Origin of the sequence: Actinomadura bangladeshensis (assembly GCF_004348335.1) — a bacterium.
GTDB lineage: Bacteria > Actinomycetota > Actinomycetes > Streptosporangiales > Streptosporangiaceae > Spirillospora > Spirillospora bangladeshensis.
Window position 1 is genome coordinate 1 of sequence record NZ_SMJW01000073.1, and the last position, 22,326, is coordinate 22,326.

The 22,326-nt window shown below is 71.9% G+C and carries 27 protein-coding genes; 16 read left to right on the forward strand and 11 right to left on the reverse strand.

Annotated features, from left to right (window positions below; translation table 11 throughout):
• Positions 1 to 329, reverse strand: a 329-nt coding sequence (locus tag E1284_RS16385; protein WP_207923780.1) for an SCO2583/SCO2584 N-terminal domain-containing protein, incomplete at its 3' end; no start/stop codon positions are given.
• A 338-nt stretch (positions 330 to 667) separates the two neighbouring features.
• Here E1284_RS16385 and E1284_RS16390 point away from each other — a divergent pair.
• The 3 genes from E1284_RS16390 (at position 668) to E1284_RS16400 (ending at position 4,226) form a co-directional block, all read left to right on the forward strand.
• Entirely contained in the window at positions 668 to 1,912 is a 1,245-nt protein-coding gene (locus E1284_RS16390) for a cytochrome P450 (protein WP_131939952.1), read from the forward strand.
• A gap of 95 nt (positions 1,913 to 2,007) precedes the next feature.
• Positions 2,008 to 3,165, forward strand: a complete 1,158-nt coding sequence (locus tag E1284_RS16395; RefSeq protein WP_131939953.1) for a steroid 3-ketoacyl-CoA thiolase — start codon at positions 2,008 to 2,010, stop codon at positions 3,163 to 3,165.
• A 41-nt stretch (positions 3,166 to 3,206) separates the two neighbouring features.
• A complete protein-coding gene (locus E1284_RS16400; protein ID WP_131939954.1) occupies positions 3,207 to 4,226 on the forward strand; it encodes an MBL fold metallo-hydrolase in 1,020 nt (339 codons plus the stop codon).
• Here E1284_RS16400 and E1284_RS16405 read toward each other — a convergent pair.
• Positions 4,223 to 4,462, reverse strand: a complete 240-nt coding sequence (locus tag E1284_RS16405) for a hypothetical protein (RefSeq protein ID WP_131939955.1) — start codon at positions 4,460 to 4,462, stop codon at positions 4,223 to 4,225. The two genes, E1284_RS16400 and E1284_RS16405, sit on opposite strands and share 4 nt — an antisense overlap.
• 161 nt (positions 4,463 to 4,623) lie before the next feature.
• Between E1284_RS16405 and E1284_RS16410 the strand changes: the two genes are divergently transcribed.
• From E1284_RS16410 to E1284_RS16435, 6 genes are all read left to right on the forward strand, one after another.
• Positions 4,624 to 4,971: a hypothetical protein gene (locus E1284_RS16410; protein ID WP_131939956.1), complete on the forward strand. Its 348-nt coding sequence runs from the start codon at positions 4,624 to 4,626 to the stop codon at positions 4,969 to 4,971.
• Positions 4,972 to 5,172: 201 nt separating this feature from the next.
• Entirely contained in the window at positions 5,173 to 6,444 is a 1,272-nt protein-coding gene (locus tag E1284_RS16415; RefSeq protein ID WP_131939957.1) for a cytochrome P450, read from the forward strand.
• A gap of 30 nt (positions 6,445 to 6,474) precedes the next feature.
• Positions 6,475 to 7,716: a cytochrome P450 gene (locus E1284_RS16420; protein WP_131939958.1), complete on the forward strand. Its 1,242-nt coding sequence runs from the start codon at positions 6,475 to 6,477 to the stop codon at positions 7,714 to 7,716.
• Between the two features lie 28 nt (positions 7,717 to 7,744).
• Positions 7,745 to 9,040, forward strand: coding sequence for a glycosyltransferase family 4 protein (locus tag E1284_RS16425; RefSeq protein WP_165965300.1), 1,296 nt, complete (start codon positions 7,745 to 7,747; stop codon positions 9,038 to 9,040).
• Between the two features lie 43 nt (positions 9,041 to 9,083).
• Positions 9,084 to 9,845, forward strand: coding sequence for a class I SAM-dependent methyltransferase (locus E1284_RS16430; protein WP_207923783.1), 762 nt, complete (start codon positions 9,084 to 9,086; stop codon positions 9,843 to 9,845).
• Positions 9,835 to 10,941: a glycoside hydrolase family 15 protein gene (locus E1284_RS16435; protein WP_131939960.1), complete on the forward strand. Its 1,107-nt coding sequence runs from the start codon at positions 9,835 to 9,837 to the stop codon at positions 10,939 to 10,941. The genes E1284_RS16430 and E1284_RS16435 overlap by 11 nt, the downstream gene beginning before the upstream one ends.
• A 58-nt stretch (positions 10,942 to 10,999) precedes the next feature.
• Here the strand turns inward: E1284_RS16435 and E1284_RS16440 are convergent, their stop codons facing one another.
• A complete protein-coding gene (locus tag E1284_RS16440; RefSeq protein ID WP_243714524.1) occupies positions 11,000 to 11,707 on the reverse strand; it encodes a class I SAM-dependent methyltransferase in 708 nt (235 codons plus the stop codon).
• Between the two features lie 162 nt (positions 11,708 to 11,869).
• Between E1284_RS16440 and E1284_RS16445 the strand changes: the two genes are divergently transcribed.
• The 3 genes from E1284_RS16445 to E1284_RS16455 all read left to right on the forward strand — a co-directional run bounded on the left by E1284_RS16445 (position 11,870) and on the right by E1284_RS16455 (position 14,290).
• Entirely contained in the window at positions 11,870 to 12,061 is a 192-nt protein-coding gene (locus E1284_RS16445) for a ferredoxin (protein WP_131939961.1), read from the forward strand.
• Between the two features lie 61 nt (positions 12,062 to 12,122).
• Positions 12,123 to 13,973, forward strand: coding sequence for an endonuclease/exonuclease/phosphatase family protein (locus tag E1284_RS16450; protein WP_243714525.1), 1,851 nt, complete (start codon positions 12,123 to 12,125; stop codon positions 13,971 to 13,973).
• 131 nt (positions 13,974 to 14,104) lie between these two features.
• Complete coding sequence (locus E1284_RS16455) at positions 14,105 to 14,290, forward strand: hypothetical protein (RefSeq protein ID WP_131939962.1); 186 nt, start codon at positions 14,105 to 14,107, stop codon at positions 14,288 to 14,290.
• 220 nt (positions 14,291 to 14,510) lie between these two features.
• Here the strand turns inward: E1284_RS16455 and E1284_RS16460 are convergent, their stop codons facing one another.
• From E1284_RS16460 to E1284_RS16480, 5 genes are all read right to left on the reverse strand, one after another.
• Positions 14,511 to 15,050, reverse strand: a complete 540-nt coding sequence (locus E1284_RS16460) for a Clp protease N-terminal domain-containing protein (protein ID WP_131939963.1) — start codon at positions 15,048 to 15,050, stop codon at positions 14,511 to 14,513.
• Positions 15,047 to 15,274, reverse strand: coding sequence for a hypothetical protein (locus E1284_RS16465; RefSeq protein ID WP_131939964.1), 228 nt, complete (start codon positions 15,272 to 15,274; stop codon positions 15,047 to 15,049). Before E1284_RS16465 ends, E1284_RS16460 begins: the two co-directional genes overlap by 4 nt.
• A gap of 37 nt (positions 15,275 to 15,311) precedes the next feature.
• Positions 15,312 to 15,860: a GNAT family N-acetyltransferase gene (locus E1284_RS16470; protein ID WP_131939965.1), complete on the reverse strand. Its 549-nt coding sequence runs from the start codon at positions 15,858 to 15,860 to the stop codon at positions 15,312 to 15,314.
• Positions 15,861 to 15,867: 7 nt separating this feature from the next.
• A complete protein-coding gene (locus tag E1284_RS16475) occupies positions 15,868 to 18,354 on the reverse strand; it encodes a hypothetical protein (RefSeq protein ID WP_131939966.1) in 2,487 nt (828 codons plus the stop codon).
• 111 nt (positions 18,355 to 18,465) lie between these two features.
• A complete protein-coding gene (locus tag E1284_RS16480) occupies positions 18,466 to 19,026 on the reverse strand; it encodes a DUF1707 SHOCT-like domain-containing protein (protein ID WP_131939967.1) in 561 nt (186 codons plus the stop codon).
• Between the two features lie 208 nt (positions 19,027 to 19,234).
• Between E1284_RS16480 and E1284_RS16485 the strand changes: the two genes are divergently transcribed.
• Positions 19,235 to 19,819 carry a Uma2 family endonuclease gene (locus tag E1284_RS16485; protein WP_131939968.1) on the forward strand — a complete coding sequence of 195 codons (585 nt, stop codon included), beginning with the start codon at positions 19,235 to 19,237 and terminating at the stop codon, positions 19,817 to 19,819.
• Between the two features lie 32 nt (positions 19,820 to 19,851).
• Here the strand turns inward: E1284_RS16485 and E1284_RS16490 are convergent, their stop codons facing one another.
• The 3 genes from E1284_RS16490 to E1284_RS16500 are packed head-to-tail and all read right to left on the reverse strand — an operon-like array spanning position 19,852 to position 21,092.
• Positions 19,852 to 20,058, reverse strand: a complete 207-nt coding sequence (locus tag E1284_RS16490) for a DUF397 domain-containing protein (protein ID WP_131939969.1) — start codon at positions 20,056 to 20,058, stop codon at positions 19,852 to 19,854.
• Between the two features lie 27 nt (positions 20,059 to 20,085).
• Complete coding sequence (locus tag E1284_RS16495; RefSeq protein ID WP_131939970.1) at positions 20,086 to 20,292, reverse strand: DUF397 domain-containing protein; 207 nt, start codon at positions 20,290 to 20,292, stop codon at positions 20,086 to 20,088.
• On the reverse strand, positions 20,289 to 21,092 hold the full coding sequence (locus E1284_RS16500; RefSeq protein ID WP_131939971.1) for a helix-turn-helix domain-containing protein: 804 nt from the start codon (positions 21,090 to 21,092) through the stop codon (positions 20,289 to 20,291). Before E1284_RS16500 ends, E1284_RS16495 begins: the two co-directional genes overlap by 4 nt.
• Before the next feature lie 272 nt (positions 21,093 to 21,364).
• Between E1284_RS16500 and E1284_RS16505 the strand changes: the two genes are divergently transcribed.
• Genes E1284_RS16505 through E1284_RS16515 form a run of 3 tightly spaced genes read left to right on the forward strand, consistent with a single transcriptional unit; the run spans position 21,365 to position 22,310 of the window.
• Complete coding sequence (locus E1284_RS16505) at positions 21,365 to 21,643, forward strand: hypothetical protein (RefSeq protein ID WP_131939972.1); 279 nt, start codon at positions 21,365 to 21,367, stop codon at positions 21,641 to 21,643.
• Positions 21,640 to 21,912 (forward strand): hypothetical protein, encoded by a 273-nt coding sequence (locus E1284_RS16510; RefSeq protein WP_131939973.1) that lies wholly within the window; start codon positions 21,640 to 21,642, stop codon positions 21,910 to 21,912. Before E1284_RS16505 ends, E1284_RS16510 begins: the two co-directional genes overlap by 4 nt.
• Positions 21,909 to 22,310: a hypothetical protein gene (locus tag E1284_RS16515; protein ID WP_131939974.1), complete on the forward strand. Its 402-nt coding sequence runs from the start codon at positions 21,909 to 21,911 to the stop codon at positions 22,308 to 22,310. Before E1284_RS16510 ends, E1284_RS16515 begins: the two co-directional genes overlap by 4 nt.
• Positions 22,311 to 22,326: the final 16 nt, after the last annotated feature.

Here is a 22,326-nt window from a genome sequence, read left to right on the forward strand (position 1 = left end):
GGCGCCGGGGAGTGCGTGATCGTCGGGCTGACCGGGCGGACCGGCTCGGCGTCGCGGGGCGCCGAGTTCCACCACCAGAGCCCGAAGGAGATCGCGAACAGCACCAGCACGCCGCCGATCAGCTGGACCACCGCCCGGCGGTGGCTCGGCTCGCGATGGCGGCGCAGCGGGCCGGCTCCGCCGCCCCGCGCCCGGCGGGCGGCGCGGCGGGTGCGCCGCCGGTCGCGGCGGCTCGGCGGGCGGGCGCGCTCGCGCGCGGACGGCTCGGTGAACGCGGCGCTCCTGACGAATTCCTCATCGAACACGGGCTCGTCGAAATCTGCGGCCATGGGGGCTCTCCGGCGCGGGGGCTGTCGGGAACCAAGGCTAGTCGACGCCCCCGACACGTCCGACGTCCGCGCGCACCATTTTCTAGAACACGTTCTAGCTAAACCTGTGCGGTTGAGTGAGGTAGCTCACGGGACGGCCTCTTGATGTCGACGATCGCGAGTGGCAACGGAGAGCAGCGCTCGCATTTTGCCAGATGGGAACGATGATGACTGGCAGGTCATCACTCAAACGGTTGATGGAGACCAAAGATTAGACTTGAGTCTCATTTGCTCTTGAAGTCGTCCTGGAACCAGTTCTACGGTGACGGCAAGCGCCGTGACACCGGGAGGTACCGCGCATGACCACCACCGCTTCGGAGACCGCCGCCGTCCCCGCCGGCTTCGACTTCGCCAGCCCGGACCTGATGGCCGAGCGCATCCCGCTCGCCGAGTTCGCGCTGCTGCGCCGGACCGGCGCGCCCTGGTGGAACGAGCAGCCGCGCGGCCGCACCGGGTTCGCCGACGACGGCTTCTGGGTGATCAGCAAGCACGCCGACATCAAGGAGATCTCCCGCGACCACGAGCAGTGGTCGTCCAACGCCAACGGCGCCGTGATCCGGTTCAACGAGACGTTCAGCGCGGAGGAGCTGGACGTCCAGCGGGAGAACCTGCTGCTGCACATGGACCCGCCGCAGCACGCCAAGCTCCGCAAGATCGTCTCCCGCGGCTTCACCCCGCGCGTCATCAACGGCCTGCACGACGCGCTGCAGGACCGCGCGGAGCGGATCGTCGCGCAGGCGCGCCGCCGCGGCGGCGAGGGCGACTTCGTCACCGAGGTCGCGGCCGAGCTGCCGCTGCAGGCGATCGCCGAGCTGATGGGCGTCCCGCAGGAGGACCGGCGCCGGCTGTTCGACTGGTCCAACAAGATGCTCGGCTACGACGACCCCGAGTACAACGACGACCCGGCCTGCGCCGCCGCCGAGATCATCGGCTACTCGATGGGGCTGGCCGAGCAGCGCCGCGGCTGCCCCGCGCACGACATCGTGACCAAGCTCGTCCAGGCGGACGTGGACGGGCGCGGCCTGTCCGACGACGAGTTCGGCTACTTCATGATCCTGCTCGCCGTCGCCGGCAACGAGACGACCCGCAACGCCATCACCCACGGGATGATCGCGTTCATGGACAGCCCGGACCAGTGGGAGCTGTTCAAGGCCGAGCGCCCCGAGACCATGGCGGACGAGGTCGTCCGGTGGTCGACGCCCGTCACCGCGTTCCAGCGGACCGCCGTCCGCGAGGCCGAGCTGGGCGGCGTGCGAATCAAGGCGGGCGACCGCGTGGCGATGTACTACAGCTCCGCCAACTTCGACGAGGACGTCTTCACCGACCCGATGGCGTTCGACGTCACGCGCGACCCCAACCCGCACCTCGGCTTCGGCGGCACCGGCGCGCACTACTGCATCGGCGCGAACCTGGCCCGCCTGGAGATCGGGCTGATGTTCGGCGCGATCGCCGACCAGATGCCGAACATCACCCGGCTGGGCGAGCCGCGCCGGCTCCGCTCCGCCTGGCTGAACGGCATCAAGGAGCTGCGCGTCCGGTACTGACCCGGCGCCGATCCCTCTCAGCGGGACCCGCCCCTCCCCGGCAAAGTTAGAACACGTTACATTCAAAGGTGAATCGTGTTCTAGAAGGAGACCGCATGGGTACCCCGGTGATCGTCGAGGCGGTGCGCACGCCGCTCGGTAAGCGCAACGGATGGCTCGCGGGCATGAAGCCGATGGCCGTCCTCGCGCACGCGCTGAACGCGCTGGTCGAGCGGTCCGGCATCGACGCCGCCGAGGTGGAGCAGGTCTTCGCCGGCTGCGTCACGCAGGCCGGCGAGCAGGGCGGGCACATCGGCCGCTACTCCTGGCTGTACGCGGGGCTGCCCTGGCAGACCGGCGTCACCACGCTCGACGCGCAGTGCGGGTCCTCGCAGCAGGGCGTCCACCTCGCCGCGTCCCAGATCGCGGCCGGTGTGGTGGACGTCGCGATCGGCTGCGGCGTCGAGGTGATGAGCCGCGCCCCGCTCGGCACCAACGTGATGCCCGCGAACCCGCGCCCGGACGACTGGTCGCTCGACATGCCGAACCAGTTCGAGGCCGCCGAGCGGATCGCCGCCCGGCGCGGCATCACCCGCGCCGACCTGGACGCGTTCGGCGCCCGCTCGCAGCAGCTCGCCGCCAAGGCGTGGGCGGACGGCCGCTTCGAGCGCGAGGTCGCGCCCGTCACCGCGCCCGTGCTGGACGCCGACGGCAACCCGACCGGCGACACCCGCGAGGTGACCCGCGACCAGGGCCTGCGCGAGACGACCGCCGACGGCCTGGCGAACCTGCGGCCCGTCATGCCGGACGCGCTGCACACCGCGGGCACCTCGTCCCAGATCTCCGACGGCGCCGCCGCCGTCCTGCTGATGTCGGAGGAGAAGGCCGAGGCCCTCGGCCTGCGCCCGCGCGCGCGCATCCGGACCCAGGCCCTCGTCGGCGGCGAGCCGTACTACCACCTGGACGGCCCCGTGCAGGCGACCGAGCGCGTCCTCCAGCGCTCCGGGCTGACGATGAACGACATCGACATCACCGAGATCAACGAGGCGTTCGCGTCGATCGTGCTCTCCTGGGCGTCGGTCCACAAGCCGGACATGGACACCGTCAACGTCAACGGCGGCGCCATCGCGATCGGCCACCCGGTCGGCGCCACCGGCGCCCGCCTGATCACGACCGCCCTGCACGAGCTGGAGCGCCGCGACGCCGGGACCGCCCTCATCACGATGTGCGCGGGCGGCGCCCTGTCCACGGCGTCCATCCTCGAGCGGATCTGACCCCGACCACCCGCCCCGGCTACCGTGGCCGGGGCATTCCCATGCTTGAACAGGCGCGAAAGGCGGTCTCGGTGCGGCCGGAACCTGAGGACCTCGGCGGCGGGCTGTGGAGCGTTCCCGTCCCCATCCCGGACAACCCGCTCGCGTACACGCTCGTGTACGCGGTGGAGAGCCCGAAGGGGCCCGTCCTGATCGACGCCGGCTGGCAGCACGAGGACGCCTGGGCGGCCCTGCGCGACGGCCTCGGCACGTTCGGGATCCAGATGTCGGACGTGCACGGCGTGGTCGTCACGCACTTCCACCCCGACCACTCGGGGCTGGCGGGCCGCGTCCGCGAGACGTCCGGCGCCTGGATCGCCATGCACCACGCCGACGCCGACATCGTCCGCATGTTCCACGCCTCCGGCATGGGCGGACGCCGTGAGTTCGAGCTGACCGCCCTGCGCCGCGCCGGCGCCGCCGAGTCGGACCTGGCCGGCCCGTCCCAGCGGATCCAGGTGTCCCCGCCCGCCATCCCCGACCGGGAGCTGTCGGACGGCGACCTCGTCGACGTCCCGGGCCGCCGCCTGCGTGCCGTCTGGACGCCCGGCCACTCCCCCGGCCACATCTGCCTCCACCTGGAGGACGGCGACCGCATCTTCACCGGCGACCACGTCCTGCCGCGCATCACCCCGCACATCGGCCTCTACCCCTACGACACCCCCGACATCGACCCGCTGAGCAGCTTCCTCGGCTCCCTCGACAAGGTCTCGGCCATGACCGTGGACGAGGTCCTCCCGGCGCACCAGTACCGCTTCAACGGCCTCTCCGAACGCGCCCAGGAGATCATCGCCCACCACGAGGAGCGCCTGGCCGAGGTCACCGCGCTGCTCTCCGCGACCGCGATCACCCTGTGGGACCTCACGGCGGGCCTCAAATGGCGCCACCCCTGGACCGACATGTCCCAGCAGGCCCGCCGCATGGCCGCCGCCGAGGCCGCCGCCCACCTCCGCACCCTGGAGACCCGCGGCGCGGCCCGCCGCGAGGGAACCGACGACCCCCTCCGCTACGTCCTGCGCTAGCGGGCGCACCCACTGCTCTGCCGCGCAAGCTCGGCGCCGGGACCGACGCCGAACTCCTCGTTCGCCGGCCGCAGGACGGCGACGGCCCGCGTCATCTCGGCCGCGTCGGCCCGCCGCACGGCACGCGGCAGCGCCGGCGCACGGGTGGCGCGCTGCTGCTTGCCCGTGCCCTTGTCCGGCCGCCACCCCGTGACCAGGCGGTTCCGCGCCTCCGCAAGGTCGTGGTCGTCAGCCACGGCCCCGAGCGTCCCGGCACGGCGGGCGTCCGGGCGGAGGACCTTCGTCCCTTGCCCGCCCTGGGACGGGTGTGTCTCATGGAAAGCAAGGGCCGTCGCGGGGCGATCGTCCGGACGGCCACCAGAAACACCGTTTCGGGGGGACGTCCATGGAAACCGGAATGCTGATCAGGTGGGGCGCACCGAGGCAGGGGCGGGAGGAGGAGTCCCTCGACCTCTTCCGGCAGTGCGATGAGTACTACCGCGGCCTCGTCGCGGACGGAAAGCTCACCTTCTACGAGCCGTTCCTGCTCGGCAGCGGCGACTCCGAGGTCGAGAGCGGATTCTTCATCATCAAGGGAGAGGTGGCCGGCATCTTCGGCCTGCTGGACGACCAGAAGTTCCGCAACCTCATGACGCAGGGAAGCATCCTCACCGAGCACTACCGCTTCGACATGCTCGCCGTCGGCGAGAGCGTCGACCGGGGTCTCGACGAGTACCGGCAGGCGCTCACGGCCGTCGGCGTGTAGCCGAGGTCACGGCGCGCCCAGGGCGAAACCGCTCGGTTTCGCCCTGTTCTCGTTCACTGGGAGCTGAGTCACTCCGACGCCCGAGACCCTTGATGAGACTGGAGTCTCATGTTAGAACCTGTTCTAGGTGCGTGCACCAAGCAAGCGCTCGAACGGCCTCCTCGCCTCGTGCGACCTCCGCCCCGGCACGAAGGATCTTCCATGGCACTAGCGACGTCCCCCGTCTCCGCTCACCGGGCCTTCCGCGCCCCCGAGGTCGACGTCATCGATCCGGGCGTGTACGAGCGCGGGGGCATCCCGCACCGGCAGTTCCAGTGGCTGCGCGACAACGACCCGGTGCACTGGCACCAGGACCCCAACGAGGGCGTCCCGGGGTTCTGGGCGGTGACGCGGCACGAGGACGTGGTGTCGGTGTCGCGGCGCGCGAACCCCTACTCCTCGCACGAGCGGACGGCGATGTTCGAGGAGTTCGCCGACGACGACATCGCCATGTACGGCCAGATGATGCTGTTCCAGGACCCGCCGGACCACACGCGGCTGCGCGCCATCGTGAACAAGGGGTTCACGCCGCGGATGATCGGCCGGCTGGAGGACCACATCCGCAAGATCTGCAACGAGCTGATCGACGAGGCGGCGCCGCTCGGCGAGTGCGACTTCGTGGAGAAGTTCGCCGCGCCGCTGCCGCTCTACACGATCTGCGAGCTGCTCGGCGCGCCGCTGGAGGACCGGGAGAAGATCTTCCACTGGTCGAACAAGCTGGTCGCCTTCAACGACCCCGAGTTCATCGGCGGGCGCGAGGAGTCGACGCTGTGCGCCGCCGAGTTCGCCGAGTGGGGCGGGCAGCTCGCGGCGGCGCGCGAGTCGACGCCGCGCGACGACATCGTGACCAAGCTGCTCACGCCGGACGCCGACGGCTCGCGGGTCAGCCTGGAGGAGTTCCAGCTGTTCGTGATCATGCTGTCGATCGCCGGCAACGAGACCACCCGGACGGCGACCGCGGGCGGCATGCTGGCCTTCTTCGAGCGGCCCGACCAGTGGGAGCGGCTGCGCGCCGACCGGAGCCTGCTGCCGAAGGCGGTCGAGGAGATCGTCCGCTGGGTGAGCCCGATCAACCAGTTCCGCCGGACGGCCCTCGTCGACACCGAGCTCGGCGGCACGCAGATCAAGGCCGGCGACAAGGTCGTGCTGTTCTACGGCTCGGCCAACCGGGACGAGCGCGTGTTCGAGAACCCCTACAGCTTCGACGTAGGGCGCGACCCGAACCCGCACATCGGCTTCGGCGGCGGCGGCCCGCACTACTGCCTCGGAACCCACCTCGCGCGGATGAACCTGCGGATCATCTTTGAGACCATCCTTGAGCGGATGCCCGACATCCGGCTCGCCGGCGAGCCCCGCCGGCTCCGGTCCAACTTCGTCAACGGCTACAAGGAGATCCCGGTGAGCTTCACACCGTCGGCCCCGCTGGGGGGCTGACGGCGTCCGCGGACGAGGAGGTTCGAGGCGATGACCACCACCCCCGCTCCCGACATCGAACTGGTCGACCCCGGCGCGTACGAGCGCGGCGGCATCCCGCACGAGCAGCTGGCGTGGCTGCGCGAGCACGATCCGGTGCACCGGCACCACGGCGACCCCGAGCGGGACTACCCGCCGTTCTGGGCGATCACCCGGCACGAGGACGTCGTGCACGTGTCGCGGCATCCGGAGGTGTTCTCGTCGTGGCAGCGGCTCGCGCTGTTCGACGAGCCGCCGGAGGAGCATCTCGTCCTGCAGCGGATGATGATGCTCAACCAGGATCCGCCGGAGCACACGCGCAAGCGCGGCATCGTCAACCGGGGGTTCACCCCGCGGGCGATCGGCGCGCTGGCCGAGCACATCCGCGACATCTGCCGCAGGCTCGTGGCCGAGACCGTGGAGAGGGGGGCGGACGCCGACTTCGTCCGCGACCTCGCGGCGCCGCTGCCGCTGTATGTGATCTGCGAGCTGCTGGGCGCCCCGCCGGAGGACCGGGAGAAGATCTTCACCTGGTCCAACACGCTGATCGGCGGGGACGACCCGGAGTTCCAGCGGACGCCGGAGGAGGGCCAGGCGGCGGCGGCGGAGCTGTACGCCTACGCCAACGTCCTGGCCGCCGACCGGCGGGAGAACCCGCGCGAGGACATCGTCACCAGGCTGCTCCAGCCCGACGCCGGCGGCGAGGTGCTGTCCGGGGACGAGTTCGAGCTGTTCGTCATGCTGCTGTCGGTCGCCGGGAACGAGACGACCCGGAACGCGGCGACCGGCGGCATGCTCGCGCTGCTGGAGCACCCGGAGCAGTGGGCGCGGCTGCGCGCGGACCGGGCGCTGGTGCGGACGGCGGCGGACGAGATCGTCCGCTGGGTCACCCCGGTCAACCTGTTCCGGCGGACCGCCGTCCGGGACGTCGAGCTCCGCGGCAGGAAGATCAGGGAGGGCGACAAGGTCGTCGTCTTCTACTCGTCCGCGAACCGCGACGAGGCCGTGTTCGCCGACCCCTGGACGTTCGACGTGGGCCGGGACCCGAACCCGCACCTGGGCTTCGGCGGCGGCGGGCCGCACTTCTGCCTGGGGTCCCATCTCGCCCGGCTTGAGCTGAGTGTGCTCTTCGAAACACTCTTGGACACTGTGCCCAATATTGAACTCAGCGGTAACGTTCGCAGGCTAAGGTCTAGTTTCATCAACGGCATTAAGGAGATGCCGGTACGCGTGCGTCCGGCGTCCCTCGACTGACGGGAGTGGTCCGTGGGCAGGGTCTGGCGTGGCTGAGGCAGGCGAGGCGGGCGGCTCTTCGCCCTCGGATCCGCTGCGGGTGGCCCTGCTCTCGTACCGGAGCAAGCCGCACTGCGGCGGCCAGGGGGTCTACCTCCGGCACCTGAGCCGGGAGCTGGTCGACCTCGGCCACCGGGTCGAGGTGATCTCCGGCCAGCCGTATCCCGAGCTGGACCGGGACGAGATCACCCTCACCAAGCTGCCGAGCCTGGACCTGTACCGGGACGAGGACCCGTTCCGCACCCCGGGCCTCGGCGAGTTCCGCGACTGGGTCGACGTCCTGGAGTTCGCGCACATGAAGACGGGCGGCTTCCCCGAGCCGCTGACGTTCTCGATGCGCGCGCTGCGGCTGCTCAAGCGGCGCCGCCGCGACTTCGACGTCGTGCACGACAACCAGGTCCTCGGGCTCGGCAACCTCGGTATCGGCCGGCTCGGGCTGCCGCTGGTCACGAGCATCCACCACCCGATCAGCGTGGACCGGCGCATCGAGATCGAGGCGGCGCGCGGCATCAAGCAGAAGCTCGGCAAGCGCCGCTGGTACGGGTTCGTCGCCATGCAGGCGCAGGTGTCGCGGCGCATCGGCCCGGTGCTGACGGTGTCGGAGTCGTCCAAGGTCGACATCGTCAAGGACTTCAAGGTCGACCCGCGCGACATCGAGATCCTGCCGCTCGGCGTCGACACCCGCGTCTTCCATCCGCGCGGCGAGCGCGTCCCCGGCCGCATCGTGGCGATGGCCAGCGCGGACGCGCCGATCAAGGGCGTGGACGTGCTGCTGCGCGCGGTCGCCAAGCTCGCCACCGAGCGGGACGTCCACGTCATCGTCGTCAGCAAGCCGCAGAAGGACGGCCCGACCGAGAAGCTCGTGCGCGAACTGGCGCTCGGCGACCGGGTGAGGTTCGTCAGCGGCATCAGCGACGACGAACTGGGCGAGTTGCTGGCGTCGGCCGAGATCGCCGTCGTCCCCTCCCGCTACGAGGGGTTCTCGCTGCCCGCCGTGGAGCACATGGCGTCCGGGTCGCCGCTGGTCGCGAGCCGCGCCGGCGCGCTGCCCGAGGTCGTCGGCGACGCCGGTATCCTCGTCCAGCCCGGCGACGTCGAGGAGCTGGCCGCGACCCTGCACCGCCTGCACGACTCCCCCGAGGAGCGGGCGAAGGCCGGTGCCGCCGGGCTCGCGCGCGTCCAGGAGCGCTTCGCCTGGCCTGCCGTGGCGCAGGCCACCGTCGAGCACTACCGGGCCGCGATCACCCAGCAGAACTACCGGCGGCTGGCCGCCGGGGGCAACTGAGGGACCGTCCGCCGGACGTCCTGCGCATGGAAGGAGCACGACCCTGCTGACCGTGGATTTCCAGCGGTTCCGCGTCACCCCGGGAGACCGCGTCCTCGACATGGGATGCGGTGCCGGACGGCACGCCTTCGAGCTGTACCGCCGGGGTGCGCACGTCGTGGCCTTCGACATGGACGCGGGCGAGCTGGCCGGCGTCGAGAAGATGTTCGGGGCCATGCGCCTCGCGGACGAGGTGCCCGCGGACGCGACCGCCGAGACCGTGCAGGGTGACGCGCTCGACCTGCCGTTCCCCGACGACCACTTCGACGCGATCATCGCGTCGGAGGTGCTGGAGCACATTCCCGACGACATGCGGGCGATGCGGGAGCTGCTGCGCGTCCTGAAGCCGGGCGGCAAGCTCGCGGTGACGGTGCCGAGCTGGCTGCCCGAGCGGGTGTGCTGGGCGCTGTCGGAGGACTACCACACCGCCCCCGGCGGGCACGTGCGCATCTACACGCGCGCCGAGCTGGAGGCCAAGCTCAAGTCGATCGGCTTCAAGGTCGGCGGCCACCACCACGCGCACGGCCTGCACGCCCCGTACTGGTGGATCAAGTGCGCGGTGGGGGTCGACAACGACGGCAACCCGCTCGCCAAGGCCTACCACCAGATCCTCGTCTGGGACATCATGAAGCGGCCGCTGGCGACCCGCGTCGCCGAGCGGGTGATGAACCCGCTGATCGGCAAGAGCGTCGTCGTGTACTTCGCCAAGCCCGCCGTGCCGGACACGCCCGCGACCCCGGCCAAGGAGACGGCGGATGCGGTCTGAGACCGTTCCGCCCTCGGTCCCGGGGGTCCTGACGCCGGACGACGTCGTCGCGACCGCGCGGAGCATCGCGGCGCAGCAGGAGGCGTCCGGCGCCATCCCGTGGTTCTCGCCCGTCGGCGGCGTCCCCGGCCACGTGGACGCCTGGAACCACGTCGAGGCGGCGATGGCGCTGACCGTCGCCGGCTTCGGCGCGGAGGCGCGGCGCGCCTACGAGTGGCTGCGGGGCGTCCAGCGGCCGGACGGGTCCTGGCCCGCCAAGTGGGTGCTCGGCGAGGTGACCGAGCCGGGCGGCGAGTCCAACCACGCCGCCTACCTCGCGGTCGGCGTCTGGCACGAGCTGCTGGCGACCGGGGACGAGGGCTTCGCGCGGCACATGTGGCCGGCGGTGCGGCGGGCGATCGACTTCACGCTCGGGCTGCAGACCCGGCGCGGGGAGATCATCTGGATCCGGCTGGAGGACGGCGAGCCGTCCGACCACGCGCTGCTGACCGGCTGCTCGTCGATCTACCAGTCGCTGCGCTGCGCGGTCGCGCTGGCCGAGCACCTCGGCGAGCCGCAGCCGGAGTGGGAGCTCGCCGCCGACCAGCTCGGGCACGTGGTGGCCGCGCATCCGGAGGCGTTCGCCGACAAGTCCCGCTGGTCGATGGACTGGTACTACCCGGTGCTCGGCGGCCCGGTCCGCGGCCCGGCCGCGGCGCGCCGGTTCGACGAGCAGTGGGACGCCTTCGTCGTCCCGGGCCTCGGCTGCCGCTGCGTGTCGGACCAGCCGTGGGTGACGGCGGCGGAGAGCTGCGAGCTGGTGATGGCCCTGGACGCGGCCGGAGAGCGCGACCGGGCGCTGGAGCTGTTCACGACCATCCAGCACCTGCGGCACGAGGACGGCTCGTACTGGACGGGCTGGCAGTTCGAGAACGAGCGGCACTTCCCCGGGGACCGCTCCACCTACACGGCGGCCGCGGTGATCCTCGCGGCCGACGCGCTGGCGGACGCCTCCCCCGCGGCCCGGATCTTCAAGGAGATCGCGGGCCGGCCGCTCGGGCCGTCGGAGGCGTCCGATCCGCTGGCGTGCGGCTGCGCCCTCGTCGCCGTCCGCTGACGTTCACCTGCGGCGTGTTGTTGTTATGAGCGGTCTCAAAAGAACAACACGCCGCAGATCAACGGAGGGGGTCTGCGTCGGTGGTGCGTTCCAGGACGCGTAGGGAGCCCTCCACCCGGCGTTCTTCGAACGCGCCGCTCTCCAGGGCGCGCAAGTAGAGGTGGTAGGGCGCTTGGCCGCCGTCCTCCGGGTCGGGGAAGACGTCGTGGATGACGAGCGCCCCGCCCACGGCGACGTGCGGGGCCCAGCCCTCGTAGTCGCCCCGCGCGTGCTCCTCGGCGTGCCCGCCGTCGATGAACAGCAGCGCCAGGGGCGTCCGCCAGAAGGCCGACACGGTGCGCGACTGCCCGACGATGGCGACGACCTCGTCCTCCAGGCCGGCGGCGCCGATCGTCTTGCGGAACGTGGGCAGCGTGTCCATCCGGCCGGTGCTCGGGTCGACCAGGGACGGGTCGTGGTACTCCCAGCCCGCCTGGTTCTCCTCCGAGCCGTGGTGGTGGTCGACGGTGACCAGGACCGTCCCCGCCGCCCTGGCCGCCGTGCCCAGGTAGACGGCGGACTTGCCGCAGTACGTGCCGACTTCGAGCATGGGCCCCGTCGCCGCGAGGCGTGCCCCGTAGTCCAGGGCCGTCTCGTACAGGGCGCGGCCCTCGCCGTCCGGCATGAAGCCCTTGGCCATGCGTGCGGCGCGCAGCAGGTCGGCGGGCATCTCGGGGGCGTTTCGGGCGGTCGTCCCCGGTTCGGTGGACGCCTTGGTGTGGGTCATCGATCTCCTCCGTCCGGGCACCCTACTATCCGGGCTCCGCGCGGTGAGACCCGAGTCTTGCCCAGCCTGACTGGAACGTGTTCTACTTTCGGGGGCGAGCGGCCCGGTCCGAACTCGGTTCGGTAAGTTGGCGGTGACGGTTGATCCTCGAAGGAGCAGACGATGAGAGTACGAGTCGACCCGCTGGTGTGCGAGGCGAACGCCGTGTGCGTCGGGCTCGCACCGGAGGTCTTCGACCTCAACGATGACGACGAGCTCCAGATCCTCCAGCCGGACGTCCCGCCGGAGGAGCAGGACCGCGTCCGGCACGCGGTGCGGTCGTGCCCGAAGGCCGCGCTGACCATCGAGGAGTAGGACTCCGCCTTTCCCTCCCGTCATGGCGCGGCCGGGCCCGCCCCGCCCGTATCATCCTTGGGTGATCAACGGTCTGGGGACGGTCCTGGCCGCCGCGGCGCTCGCCGCACCACTGCTCCCGGTGCCGGCCCAGGCGGCGGCGCGGCCCGTCCGCATCCGCGACGTCCAGGGCGCCGCGCACGTCTCGCCGCTGAACGGACGCGGGGTCGCCCAGGTCCCCGGCGTCGTCACGGCGCTGACCGTCAACGGGTTCTGGATGCAGGACCCGGTCCCGGACCGCAAGGCCGCGACCTCCGAGGGCGTGTTCGTCTTCACCGGGAAGCGGCCGGGCGCCGCCGTCGGCGACGCGGTCCGGGTGAACGGCAGGGTCAGCGAGTTCCGGCCGGGCGGCGCGAAGTCCGGGGGGCTGAGCCGCACCGAGATCGACGCGACGGCCGTCTCCGTCACCGCGCACGGGCGGCCGCTGCCCCCGCCCGCCGTCCTCGGCGGCCGGGGCGGGCTCCGGGCGCCCGGGAGCGTGGTCGACCGCGGCCACGGCGACGTCGAGCGGGGCGGCGCGTTCGATCCCCGCCGCGACGCCATCGACTTCTACGAGGCCCTCGAAGGGATGCGGATCGAGATCCGCGACGCCGTCGCGGTCGGACCGGCCCGGTACGGCGAGCTGCCCGTGCTGCCCGCCAACGGCGCCGGCGCCGGGGTGCGGACCAGGCGCGGCGGCATCCTGCTCCGCGACCGCGACCCGAACCCCGAGCGGGTCATCCTGGACGACGCGCTCGCGCCGCTGCCCGGCATGTCCGTCGGCGACCGGCTGCCCGGCGCGAACCAGGGCGTCCTCGACTACTCCTACGACGACTACAAGCTGCTGCTGACCGCGTCCCCGCGTCATGCCCCGGGCGGGCTGCGCCCGGAGACGACGCGCGCGCAGCGGGCCGGGGAGATGGCCGTCGCCACCGCCGGGCTGGACGGGCTGAACCCCGACGCGCCGCCCGCCCGCTTCACCGCGCTCGCCGACGACATCGTGCACGGCCTGCGCTCCCCCGACCTCATCGCGGTCACCGGCATCGGCGACAACAGCGGCCCCGACGACGACGGCACCGTCGCCACCGACCAGACCGTCGCGCAGCTCGTCACCGCGATCAGCGCGGCGGGCGGCCCCGCCTACGACTGGCGCTCGGTCGACCCGCGCGACAACGGCGACGGCGGCGAAGACGGCACCAACGAGCGGGCCGGGTTCCTCTTCCGCACCGACCGGGGCCTGGCGTTCGTCGACCGCCCCGCGCCGGGCGAGCCGGTCCCGGACGAGCCGCCCGACCGGCCCGACCCGGCCGTCACCGCGGTGAAGGCCGTCCGGCGCGGCGGCACCGCCGTGCTGACCCTGAGCCCCGGCCGGATCGCGCCCCGCGACGCCGCCTGGGCGAGCACGCACAAGCCGCTCGCCGGGGAGCTGACCTGGAAGGGCCGCCGCATCATCGTCATCGCGAACCGGTGGTACCCGCGCACCGGCGACGACCAGCCGCTGTTCGGCCGGCGGCAGCCGCCGGCCCGGCCCACCGAGTGGCGCCGCGACGCGCAGTCCCGCGCGGTGGCGGGCTTCGTGAACTCGGTCCGGAGGGCGGACGCGAACGCCAACGTCATCGTCGCGGGCGAGCTCAACACGGGCGGGACGTCCGTCCCCGTCCAGAACCTCACCGCGGCCACCGGGCTCACCGACCTGTCCGCCGGGCTGCCCGCGGGCGACCGCTACACGGCGGTGACCGCGGGCAACTCCGAGGACCTCGACCACATCCTGCTCAGCCGGTCGCTCAGCAAGCGCAGGCACGAGTTCGACATCGTGCACCGCAACGCGGAGTTCGCCGCGCGGGCCGGTGAGCGCGACCCGGCCGTGGTCCGCATCGACATGACCGGACGGTAGACGGCTCCCCCGGATTTGGGAGATGCCGAAAAGATCGTCATGGCATGTCCCGGATTGCCACCGGTGTTTTTCCCGCGTGCGGCGGGGCAGCGACGGATCGTCATACCCCCCATTCGGAGGAGACGCCTTCCATGGCGACCCGATATCGGCCGCACATCAGCCTGCTCGGCCTCATCTACATCATCATCGGCGTGTTCATCGCCTGGGACCGCGGCTACATCGACGAGGGCCTCGTCGAGCGCATCGTCAGCGCGCTGCTGGCCATATTCCTGTGGGTCCTCGTCCTGCTGGGCGTCGACTTCCACATCCACTTCTGACCGCCCCCGACCGGGCACGGGCCGCCCCGTGTCCCCGCCGCGGGGCGGCCCGTGTCCTGCACGACAGATGCACATCGCGTTCCGGTCATAGACCGCACAGTGCCCCAGAGGTTACGTTCCGCTCATGACGAAAAAAGACTGCAGTTGCGGACATGGCGGCGGATGCTCGTGCCCGAAGGGCTGCTCCTGCGGCTGCAACGGCTGACGTCCGCCCGGCTCGCTAGGCCGCGCGGAGCCCGGACCACAGGGCCCCGAGGTCGACGCCCAGCCTCCGGAGAACGCTCACCGCCCCGCTGGAACCGTCCGCGAGGAGCCCCCACAGCAGATCGTCGCGGCCGGCCTGCGCCCGGCGTGCGCGGCGGGCGGCCCAGAGCGCGACCTCGACCGCCTTCCGGCCGCTCTCGTCCAGCACGACCGCGATGCCCGGCCCGGACAGCGTGACCCGCAGCGGACGCAGCGGTGCGCGCCGCAGCGTCCACAGCCGCGGGTCGTCCGCCGCCATGGCCGTGGACTCGCGGACGCGGCGGCGCACCTCGTCGAGGTCGATGCCGAGGGCCGCGAGCAGCTCGCGGTCCCGGCCGGGCACCGCGCCGATCTCCCTGCGGACGTCGGCGGGTTCCGCGCCGATCGGCCCGTGCTCGGCGAGCGCCAGGAGCAGGAACGCGTCGGTCAGCGCGCCGTGGTCGGAGTCGGCCGCGAGGGCGCCCGCGCGGACGATCGTCCGGCGCGCCTCCGGGGTGAACCTGTCGAGCATCGTCATCGCCTCTCCCCGCTCACTCGCGCGGCGTGCTTCTTGTGGACGGACTGGCGCCGCACGCCGAGCGCGTCGGCGACGGCCTGCCACGACCAGCCCTGCGCCCGCGCGTTGCGGACGTGCAGGGCCTCCAGCTCGTCGGCGAGCCTGCGCAGCGCCGCCACGGCCGCGAGGCCCGTCGCCGGGTCGGCGCTGTCGGCGGCCTCCGCCAGCTCCCTCATGGACGTCATGCATGTCAGCCTAAACTGACACCCGCCGTTTGTCAGCCTAGGCTGACGTACTCGTGGGGAGCCGGTAGCGGAGGCGGGTGCCGAGGCGGTCCGCCAGGACGCCGCCGTGCTTCTCGATGACCTTGCGGGAGGCGGTGTTGTCCTCCTCGCAGGTGAGCAGGGCCGGGTCGATGCCCAGGCCGTTCGCGATCGGGAGCGCGGCGCGCAGCATCGCCGAGGCATGGCCCCTGCGGCGCGCCGACCTCCGGACGTCGTAGCCGATGTGGCCGCCGAGTTCGCGCAGCGCCGGCGTGAGCCTGTGCCGGATCGCGATCCGGCCGAAGTACTCGGCGCCGTCCACGAGCCAGAGGGTCGTGTGCGGGACGAAGCCGTCCGGGAGCGGCCCGTCCTCGCGGGCCTGCGCGCGGAGCAGCGCGGCGTACCCGGCGAAGACGTCCGGGTCGTCCCAGCGGCCGCCGTACTCGCGGAGCTCCCGTCCGATCATCGAGTGGTCGTCCGGGCCGCCGCGTCCTTCGGCGCGGAACTCCTCCATGGCCGCGACGAAGGAGCGGTGGACGGCCGTGGTCGGCGCGACGAGTTCCGGCATGGTCTCCCTACTTCGGGACGGAGGCGCGCCAGAGGGTCGGTGCCTCGTCGTCGGTGCCCGTTGCGAGGACGTGCGCGCCCATCGTGGCCAGCGCGGTGAGCCGCTGGTCGCCGGGGCCGGTGAGCCCGCCGACGTCGAGGCGGCGCCAGGTCGTCCCGTCGGCGGACGCCAGGACGGCCGCGTCGCCCTTCGTGCCCGCGGTCAGGACGAAGCCCTGCGGGGTCGCCGTGACGGCCGCGGCGGACAGGCCGGGGCCGATGTTGCGCTGCGTCCAGGTCGCTCCGCCGTCGGTGGACACCAGCGCGATGGCGCCCGCCGAGATCGCGACGAGGGTGCCGGCGCGGGCGGCGACCTGGGTGAGCGGCGCGGTGAAGCCGGGCGGCAGCGCGGCGGCCGTCCACTTCGCGGCGTCCGGTGACGTCCAGATGGCGGGCGCGCTGCCGCGGGTGCCGACCGCCACGTACATCTTGTCCGCCGCGGTCACGTCGGACGGGGTGCCGTCGAGGGCGGCGCGCGTCCAGGTGCGGAGGTCGGTGGAGCGCCAGGCCGAGCGGTCCCCGACCGCGGCGTAGCCGGACGGTCCCGTGGCGGCGGCGACCGGCGGCGGCCCGGCGGGGAACGCGACCTTCTGCCAGGCGAGGCCGTCCTGCGAGGTCATCGCCAGCGGCGCGGGCGAGGTGCCGGACGTCCGGCCCACGGCCAGCCAGCCGGCGGTGCCGTGCACGGCGTCCGAGAGCCGTCCGGGCGTGGCGGGGATCTGGGCCCGCGTCCACTGCACGCCGTCGGGGGCCGTCCACAGCGCGGCGCCGCCGTTGGTGCTGCCGGCCGCGACGGCCAGCCCCGGGCCGGCGGTGAGCGACCGGATCGAGCGTTCCGCGCGGACGGCGCCCGGCACGGTGCGCAGGTCGACGCCGTACAGGTAGGCGTCGTCGCCCTGCCGCCCGGCGACCGACAGCTTGCCGGCCCCGGCGAGCGTAAGGCCGGTGGCCCGCACGGGCGCCGGGACGGTCCCGGCCGGCTGCCAGGTGCGGCCGTCGGCGCTGCGCAGGACCGCGTGCGCGCCCTTCGCGCCGCGCACGATCACGGCGAGGCCGCCCGCCGCGCCGTCGAAGCGCTCGATGCCCGACCCGCCGAAGCGGCTCGCGACCTGCCACTTCTGGCCGTCCGCCGACGTGAACAGCACCCCGAACCGGGTGGTCCTGCGGTGCTTCTTCCGCCCGGTCGTCCGCTTGCCCTCGCGGACGGTCGCGAACGAGCCGCCGCCCATGACCGCCAGGCCCTTCATCGGCCCGTAGGAGCCCTGGGCCTGCGGGACGCCCACGGCGGCCCACGTCCGGCCGCCGTCCGCCGACCGCCACATGCCGTCGGCGCGGGCCGTCCGGGTGACCTTCCTCTTGCCCTTCTTCGCGGTGACCTTCCTGGCGTAGGTGCCGTGGGCCAGGACGACGTTCCCGGCGGCCGCCACATGGTCGAGGGCGATGCCTCCCCTGGGGCCGTCGACGCGCTGCCACGTCCGGCCGTCAGCGGAAGTCCAGGTGACCGCACGGCCCTTCGACGTGCCCACGGCGATGAAGCCGTGGTCGGTGTGGATCAGGTCGTTCACCTGGTCGGACGGCGTGAAGCCCGCGCTGACCGGACGCCGCGTCCAGATCTTGGCGTTCTCGCTCGTCCACTCCACCGTGGCGCCGGCGGGGGTACGGCCGAGCGCCACCCAGTGACCGGACCAGCCGGTGACGAGGTGCGGCGTCTCGCCGGCCGGGGGCGTCGAGCCGTCCTGCGCGCGGACCTCCGCGAGCTTCCAGGTGCCTCCCGCGTCGGTGGAGACGAGGAAGCGCGCTCGCTCCCGTCCCGGCGTGCCGTCGCCCTCGGTGCCCGCCGCGACGACCGTCGGGCCCGTGGAGGTGATGGTGGTGAGGTCCTGGACGAGGCCGTCGGTGGTGGCGGCCGGGTCGAGGGCGAACATCTCGTCCGCCGGGACGGGCCCCTGGATGTCCGGTTCGGCGGGTGCCTCGCCGCGCTGCGACACCGCGACGATCGTCCCGGCGGCGACCAGGACGAGTCCCACCCCGACCGCGGCCCGGGCGCGCAGCCGCCGCCACAGCACCGGCTTCGCGGTCGGCTCGGGGGCGGGCTTCGGGGGTCCTGCGACCCGCACGTCACCGGGCTCGCCCTTCGCAGCCTTCTTCTTGGGAGCGGGCTTGGGCTTGGTGGGCGTCGCCTGCTCCGGCGGGCTCTCGACCCGGACCGCGTTGCGGCTCGCGCCGCGGGCCGCCGCCTGCTCGGCCGCGTCGCGGGGCGGGGCGCCGTGGCCCCAGCTCAGCCCGGCCGCCCGCCACGCCTCGTAGGCGCGCTGCCAGGGCGACAGGGTCGCGCGCAGGCCGGCGACGTCGCCCGCGACGCCGAAGGTCAGGCGCCGCCGGACCTCGCGGGAGCCCGCCGGTCCGTCCTCGGCCGTCCGCGGGGCCTCGTCCTGCTCCGGGGTCCTCGCCGTCACACGCGCTCCTTCACGGTCCTGTCGGACCACCATCAAATCGCGCCACGGGACATCGTGTACCGACATCCGCATGAACGGCGGCCAATGGGGCCGCTGGAGCGTTCTATCACTTCAGAGGCGACGTATCAGACCTTTCGCCCGGATGCCCCCCTTGTACGCATAACCCCGGACATGAACGACCGGCGCGCCCGCCGGCGGGTCCCCGTGCACCTCTGCCGAGACCCCGACACCGTCCGCTTCCACCCGGATACCTGACGGCACGATGATCTCCACCGAGGACTTGTAGGCGAGCACCCGCAGGACCGTGACGGGGCCGTCCAATTCCGCGGCGCGCAGATCGATCGTCCCGGACCCCTTGTAGACGATCGTCGTGAAGCGTTCGGGCAGCCGCCACCGTCCGGCGCGCGTCACCGAACTCTTGTAGGCGACCTGGAAGCGTCCCACCGGCCCCCCGCCCGGACGCACCGGCACGGCCCCGCCGACCGGAAGATCGGCCGCGACGGCTCCCAGCTCGTCATGAGTACGCGCGGCCAGCACGAGGTCGATGCGCTCGTCCAGCTCGGGCTCGTTCAGCCGCCCCTCGGCGAACGCGGTGTGCAGCCGGACGAGCATCTCGTCCCGGTCGCGGTCCGAGGCGCGCAGTGCGGGCGCGGGATGCTGCTCGACGCTCATCACTTCTCCCCTTCGAGGCCGGCCGACCTCCGCAGCCTGCTCCCTCCACCCCGTGGAGGGTCAAGACGCGATACATCGTAACTCTCTCCCGCTCGGCTTTCGAGACATTCGGCCGCATCCCAACGCGCGATCATGCTTACCGGCCTTTCGGACGTCCGTCCGCTAGGTTCGAAGCAGCCCGTAGATCGAGGGTGAGGGGGGACGATCCATGGGCGGGACGGTCGGCCGCGCCCACGGCCCGTACACGCTGTACGACCTGGACGCGCTTCCGGAGGAGGGCCGCCGCTACGAACTCGCCGACGGCTGGCTGAACGAGCTGCCGGGCGACCTGTGGCACGACCACGCCGCGGAGCAGCTGAAGACGATCCTGAAGGACGCGGCCCGCCAGGCCGACGCCGACGTCCACATCGCCGGCGCCCCGCAGGACGTGACGACGCCGTCCGGCATCCGCAAGCCCGACGTCTTCGCCGTCGCCCGCGACGTCGCCCGCGCCGCCCTGGAACGCCAGACCCGCACCTACTACGGCCCCGACCTCATCCTGGTAGCCGAGGTAGTCACACCGCGCACGGTCAACGAGCAGATCGACCGCGTCCGCAAGGTGGACGAGTACGCCGCGACGGGCATCCCCCACTACTGGCTGGTCGACCTGGAGCCCCGCCCCACCATCACCCTGCTCGAACTGCGAAACGACCACTACGAGCTAACCGGCAAGGCCCGCTCCGGCGAAACCCTGACCCTGGACCGCCCCTACCCCATCACCTTCGACCCAGCCCGCCTCTCCGAAATGGACTGACCCCAGGCCGGTGCGATGCCGGCGGGCAACACTCAAAGATCGAGGTCGCCCGCCCTGACCTTGGCCAGCAAGCCATCGAAGGCAGCGCGCTCCATGGCGATGTACCCGCCCTCCGGGTTCTTGCTGTCGCGAACACCGACGAGCCCCGACGCCTCCGCGACCTCCACACACTGGCCGCTCTGCCCGCCGCTGCGGCTGCTCTTACGCCAGCGGGCGGACGAGAAATCAGTCGTCCTCACAGTCCCTCCACACAGGTGCACAACCGCTCAAAGATCGAAGTCGCCCGCCTTCACCCGAGCGAGCAGGACAGAGACCGCGCCACGATCCAGCACGAGGTGACCACCCTCCGGAGACTTGCTGTCGCGAACACCGACGAGCCCGGACGCCTCCGCGACCTCCACACACTGACCACTGTTCCCGCCGCTGCGGCTGCTCTTACGCCAGCGGGCGGACGAGAGGTCGGTCGTCTTCACAGTTCCTCCTGTGCCTTGCGGATCGCGGCTTTCGAGTCCTCGGCGTTCAGTGCCTTGGATCTGATCAATTCGAAGAGTACGCCAAGTTCGGCGACATATCCGGCATCGTCGATGAGTCTGCCACGTCCACACGCCATCTCGACGTAGGCGGTGTCGGGTTCCCCCGTGGAGGACAAGATCGTGAACGCACCCTCCGGACACAGCTCAGCGTCCTCTGGTACGACATGGACATGGACGTGAGGTAGTTCCGACAGCGTCAGCAGGTGTTCGAGTTGAGCTCGCATGACCTCGGCACCACCGAACGGCCGGCGCAGTACGTGCTCGTCGAAAAGCGCGGTCACGACAGGAGGATTCTCCCGATGCAGGATCTCCTGCCGCTCGATCCGAGCTGCGACGAGACGCTCCAGTTTGTCCGGCTGCTGGCCCGCGCGCAGCACAGCTCGCGCGTAAGCCTCTGTCTGGAAGAGACCGGTGACCACGAAGTCTTCATAGATCTTGCTCATGCCCGCCTCGATTTGGGCGTCGATGAACTCGGGGAAGCCTGCGGGGAGGCCGGTCTCTTCGACGACGCGAGGATAGAGGGCCTCGAAGAACTGACTCAGGCCGAAGACCTCGTCCAGCTTCTGGCAGACCTTCAGCGTCGGGCGGCGGGTGCAGAGTTCGATACCGCTCACCATGCTGCCCGATATGTGGATTTTTGCCCCAAGGGCGGGCTGTGACCAGCCTTTTCCCTCACGATGACGCTTGAGGTGAAAGGCGAAGAATGCTCGGGCCGATTCCGAGGGGTGCGGGGGCTGCATGAGAATCCTCCCGATCTACACAGGGCGTTGTGCGGTCACCTGATCACTTGTGGAGATGAAGCCATAGCCGAGCGTAATCGAATCGACCAAGGATTGTGGGCCGTACGGCAATTCCCACGCAATGAGGTCGATCATGAAACTCGCCGATCAATTCGTCCGCCGCCAGATTCGCGGGGCGTGACAGGATGGGTGTGCACGAACGGCGGTCAGGAGGACGGGTTCTTCCGCCGCCCCCTTCCGAGCCGAAGGCCGCGCGGCGTCCCGGGGCGCCGATGCCGCAGCGGGAGCGGATCACCTTCCTGGTCCGGCTCAACGAGAGGTTCGTCCGGGTCGCGGGGCTGCTGACGGCCTTCACCTCTATCGACGGCTACCCCGTTCTCAACGTCATCCCGCACAAGATCCCCGGTCGCGCGGCGACAGTCGGGTGCCGCTACCGCGACGGGCAGTGGTGGTTCTACGACGTCCGAACCGGCGCACCGATCCGTCCCGCGAACGAGCTGGACGCGGCCGCTTCCCAGATCAGGGTGGCCATGTCCCAGGTGACGCGGTGAGTGAGCCGCCGGGCGCGCGGAAACCGCGCAAGATCTTCGTCTGGGACGTCCGAAGCCGCGATGCCGGGTGGGCCGGGGTGACCGACGACCGTGGCACTGCAATGCAGCACGTCCACCGGCTCCTCCGCAACGGCGGACCCGACGGGCGGGGGTCGGTTCGCCGGGTCGCGCTCGACCCGCTCGGCCGCGTCCGCTACATCCACCTCAGAACGGTCGCCGAAGCGTGGCGGGACGAAGGGACCGGCGCCGTCGTCTGGCGGGACGGGTGAACGCCGCGCAGTACCTCGACGCCCTCGCCGCCGAACTCCACGCCGCGGGCTGGTCGACACGGCCCCGGTACGAGCGCATCCCCATCCTGCTGCACGTCTTCTCCCCCGACCTCCCACAGATCGGCGAGAGCATCCACGTCAAGGCCGGGGTGGGCGGCGTGCCCTGGTTCGTCTCCTCCACTGGAGACCCGCTGAGGCCCTGCCATGATCTGGCCGGCACCGCCAAGGACATCGCCGCGCGGCTGGCACCGTTCTCGCACGATGTGCACAGCGCCCGCCGAAGGCAACGCCCTCGGTCGGCCCGCTGCCGGATGGCGCGATTCTTGCGGATGTTGGCGATCTTGCCGCTCGTACGGGCGGCGCGTCCGGGGAAGGGTGGTCAGCGTTGGCATCCATGATGAGGAGGTCGCCGTG

What these genes read in the sequence shown, in the direction of transcription:
- E1284_RS16465 (WP_131939964.1), bottom strand. Translation starts at nt 15,274, where the DNA reads ATGACGTCCATGAGGGAGCTGGCGGAGGCCGCCGACAGCGCCGACCCG.
- E1284_RS16440 (WP_243714524.1), bottom strand. Translation starts at nt 11,707, where the DNA reads ATGACCCACACCAAGGCGTCCACCGAACCGGGGACGACCGCCCGAAAC.
- E1284_RS16505 (WP_131939972.1), top strand. Translation starts at nt 21,365, where the DNA reads ATGCCGCAGCGGGAGCGGATCACCTTCCTGGTCCGGCTCAACGAGAGG.
- E1284_RS16390 (WP_131939952.1), top strand. Translation starts at nt 668, where the DNA reads ATGACCACCACCGCTTCGGAGACCGCCGCCGTCCCCGCCGGCTTCGAC.
- E1284_RS16395 (WP_131939953.1), top strand. Translation starts at nt 2,008, where the DNA reads ATGGGTACCCCGGTGATCGTCGAGGCGGTGCGCACGCCGCTCGGTAAG.
- E1284_RS16455 (WP_131939962.1), top strand. Translation starts at nt 14,105, where the DNA reads ATGGCGACCCGATATCGGCCGCACATCAGCCTGCTCGGCCTCATCTAC.
- E1284_RS16410 (WP_131939956.1), top strand. Translation starts at nt 4,624, where the DNA reads ATGCTGATCAGGTGGGGCGCACCGAGGCAGGGGCGGGAGGAGGAGTCC.
- E1284_RS16415 (WP_131939957.1), top strand. Translation starts at nt 5,173, where the DNA reads ATGGCACTAGCGACGTCCCCCGTCTCCGCTCACCGGGCCTTCCGCGCC.
- E1284_RS16485 (WP_131939968.1), top strand. Translation starts at nt 19,235, where the DNA reads ATGGGCGGGACGGTCGGCCGCGCCCACGGCCCGTACACGCTGTACGAC.
- E1284_RS16460 (WP_131939963.1), bottom strand. Translation starts at nt 15,050, where the DNA reads ATGACGATGCTCGACAGGTTCACCCCGGAGGCGCGCCGGACGATCGTC.
- E1284_RS16500 (WP_131939971.1), bottom strand. Translation starts at nt 21,092, where the DNA reads ATGCAGCCCCCGCACCCCTCGGAATCGGCCCGAGCATTCTTCGCCTTT.
- E1284_RS16445 (WP_131939961.1), top strand. Translation starts at nt 11,870, where the DNA reads ATGAGAGTACGAGTCGACCCGCTGGTGTGCGAGGCGAACGCCGTGTGC.
- E1284_RS16400 (WP_131939954.1), top strand. Translation starts at nt 3,207, where the DNA reads ATGCTTGAACAGGCGCGAAAGGCGGTCTCGGTGCGGCCGGAACCTGAG.
- E1284_RS16420 (WP_131939958.1), top strand. Translation starts at nt 6,475, where the DNA reads ATGACCACCACCCCCGCTCCCGACATCGAACTGGTCGACCCCGGCGCG.
- E1284_RS16470 (WP_131939965.1), bottom strand. Translation starts at nt 15,860, where the DNA reads ATGCCGGAACTCGTCGCGCCGACCACGGCCGTCCACCGCTCCTTCGTC.
- E1284_RS16480 (WP_131939967.1), bottom strand. Translation starts at nt 19,026, where the DNA reads ATGAGCGTCGAGCAGCATCCCGCGCCCGCACTGCGCGCCTCGGACCGC.
- E1284_RS16435 (WP_131939960.1), top strand. Translation starts at nt 9,835, where the DNA reads ATGCGGTCTGAGACCGTTCCGCCCTCGGTCCCGGGGGTCCTGACGCCG.